The 2,798-nt window shown below is 61.2% G+C and carries 4 protein-coding genes and 1 riboswitch; all 4 genes read left to right on the top strand.

Translation table 11 applies throughout. The annotated features are described in order from the left end of the window. The first annotated feature begins 246 nt into the window (after positions 1–246). Positions 247–469: riboswitch (cobalamin riboswitch) on the top strand. 123 nt (positions 470–592) lie between these two features. Next, entirely contained in the window at positions 593–790 is a 198-nt protein-coding gene (locus EJA70_RS30195) for a CbtB domain-containing protein (RefSeq protein WP_008080475.1), read from the top strand. 11 nt (positions 791–801) lie between these two features. Next, on the top strand, positions 802–1,503 hold the full coding sequence (locus EJA70_RS30190) for a CbtA family protein (RefSeq protein WP_158836242.1): 702 nt from the start codon (positions 802–804) through the stop codon (positions 1,501–1,503). Further along, positions 1,500–1,913: a cobalamin biosynthesis protein gene (locus EJA70_RS30185; RefSeq protein ID WP_158836240.1), complete on the top strand. Its 414-nt coding sequence runs from the start codon at positions 1,500–1,502 to the stop codon at positions 1,911–1,913. Before EJA70_RS30190 ends, EJA70_RS30185 begins: the two co-directional genes overlap by 4 nt. 81 nt (positions 1,914–1,994) lie before the next feature. Continuing rightward, complete coding sequence (gene cobM, locus EJA70_RS30180; RefSeq protein ID WP_158836238.1) at positions 1,995–2,741, top strand: precorrin-4 C(11)-methyltransferase; 747 nt, start codon at positions 1,995–1,997, stop codon at positions 2,739–2,741. Positions 2,742–2,798: the final 57 nt, after the last annotated feature.

Genomic DNA, 2,798 nt, shown 5'->3' with positions numbered 1-2,798 from the left:
TTGGCGCAGCCAAACACAGCGAGAGGAGGTGCAGCGAAGCAAACCGTAGGCGCTGCGCCCGGATCGATCCCGGAGCGAAGGGACCCCGAGCCCCAGCGAGCGGGCCGCACGTAGGAGCAAGCCTTTTCGGTTACCTTTTCGGCGTTTGGAAAAGGTGACCCGCCGTAAGGGCGGAACCCTAAGACGCCGTTACCGCAGCAACGGATCCACCCCAAAAAATTGACTAAAAACCCAACCCCATGCTCTCCTACACAACTTGTTACGGGTGCCCTTCACAGGGTGAAACGGGAAACCGGTGAATCATGTGCTTTACTCAAGCCCATGTCAGTCCGGTGCTGCCCCCGCAACGGTAAGCGAGCGAAGCGTCAAAACCACTGTGCCCGTACGGCATGGGAAGGAGACGCTTGCAGGTCGGCCTGACGCCAACCCCTCGTGAGCCCGGAGACCGGCCCGCAACACACAGCTCGCACCTCGTGCGTCGCTGAACATAACAAACCCGCGGTGGGCGGGCGCTGTTCGAACCTCTGCGAGCCCGACCCGCAGGGGTTTTCATGCGCTCGATTCACCCGCTGACACTCCAGAGGGAAGCGCCATGTCGATCATCAGCAGCACCGGCAGCAACACGGACAAAATCACCAGCAGCGCCACACTGAGCCAACGCCTGAGCGCCGCGATCTTCGCGTCGATCCTCGGCGCCAGCCTGGTCTACTTCGCCGGCTTCTCGCACATCGAAGCGGTGCACAACGCCGCCCACGATACCCGCCACAGCGCCGCGTTCCCGTGCCACTGAGACCTGCCGACATGATCAAGCGTATTGCGCAAACCGCAGGGTTCACCGGTCTTCTGGCCGCCCTGCTCCTCACCCTGCTGCAAAGCTTCTGGGTCTCGCCGCTGATTCTTCAGGCGGAAACCTTCGAGAAAGCCGAACCCGTCGCCGTGCATGAACACGCCGAAGGCGCCATGGCCGGCCACACCCACGATGCCGAAGCCTGGGAGCCGGAAAACGGCTGGCAGCGCGTGGTCTCGACCACGGGCGGCAATCTGGTGGTAGCCGTCGGTTTCGCCCTGATGCTCGCCGGCCTCTACACCCTGCGCGCACCGACCAAAACCTCGCAAGGCCTGCTCTGGGGCCTGGCCGGTTATGCCACGTTCGTCCTCGCGCCGACTTTGGGCCTGCCGCCAGAATTGCCGGGCACCGCGGCCGCTGATCTGGCTTCGCGACAGATGTGGTGGATCGGCACTGCCGCCTCGACTGCCGTCGGCCTGTCATTGATCGCGTTCAGCCGTCACTGGCTGATGAAAGTCCTCGGTGTGGCGATCCTTGCCGTGCCGCACGTGATCGGCGCCCCACAGCCGCAAGTGCATTCGATGCTCGCCCCTGAAGCATTGGAAGCGCAGTTCAAAATCGCTTCGCAGCTGACCAACGTCGCGTTCTGGCTGGCCCTGGGCCTGATCAGCGCCTGGTTGTTCCGCCGCAAAAGCGCTGGCCAATACCACGCATGACAAATGACAGCGCAGCGCCGACCTTTGTGGTCGGCCTGGGCTGCCAGCGCGGCTGCCCTGCCAGCACGCTGCGCGCGTTACTCGATCAGGCGTTACAGGCACATCGCATCGAGCTTCATGCGGTCAAGGCTTTGGCCAGTATCGACCTGAAACGCGATGAACCCGGCTTACTGGAACTCGCCGCACAACTGGCGTTGCCATTGCTGTACTTCAGCAGCGAGGAATTGGCCAGTTACCAAGAGCGACTCAGCCATCGTTCCGAGATCGCTTACGAACGCACCGGTTGCTACGGCGTTGCCGAAAGTGCCGCGCTGGCCCTCGCCGAACAGTTGATTCAGGCACCGGCAAAACTGCTGATTTCCCGGCAAAAATACGCCCAGGCCACCTTCGCATTGGCCGGCGCTGCGTAAAAACCCGATAATCCCCGCCATCGATCATGAGCAATCTTCATCTGAAGCGATTGCTGCGCCTCTTTTTCACAGGATTCTACGATGACCGTCTACTTCATCGGCGCCGGCCCCGGCGACCCGGAACTGATCACCGTCAAAGGCCAGCGGCTGATCCGCAGTTGCCCGGTAATCATCTATGCAGGCTCGCTGGTGCCGACGGCGGTGCTTGAAGGTCATCAGGCTGAAACGGTGGTCAACAGCGCCGAATTGCATCTGGAGCAGATCATCGAACTGATCAAAACCGCGCACGCGAACGGTCAGGATGTGGCGCGGGTGCATTCCGGCGATCCGAGCTTGTATGGCGCGATTGGTGAGCAGATTCGCTATTTGCGCGAACTGAATATTCCGTTCGAGATCATCCCCGGCGTGACGGCGACGGCGGCGTGTGCGGCGTTGCTGGGTGCGGAACTGACGCTGCCGGACATTTCACAAAGCGTGATTCTGACGCGTTATGCCGATAAAACCGCGATGCCCGCGGGTGAGCAACTCGGCAGTCTGGCGCAGCACGGTGCGACCATGGCGATTCATTTGGGCGTTAATCACCTGGACAAGATTCTGGCCGAGCTATTGCCGCATTACGGCGCCGATTGCCCGATTGCGGTGATTCACCGAGCGACGTGGCCGGATCAGGATTGGGTGGTCGGGACGCTGGCGGATATCGCCGGAAAGGTTAAAGAGAAAGGCTTTCGGCGTACGGCGTTGATTCTCGTCGGGCGGGTATTAGGGAGTGAGGTGTTTAGCGAGTCATCGCTGTACCGCGCGGGGCATGCACACCTTTACAGACCCTGAAAGCAAAAGATCGCAGCCTTCGGCAGCTCCTACAGGAAAACACATTCCAATGTAGGA

The sequence above is a fragment of the Pseudomonas sp. PB103 genome (genome assembly GCF_009764635.1).
Lineage (GTDB): Bacteria > Pseudomonadota > Gammaproteobacteria > Pseudomonadales > Pseudomonadaceae > Aquipseudomonas.
Note: the sequence above shows the minus strand (reverse complement) of the source record. Positions and strands in the feature narration are given on the sequence as shown.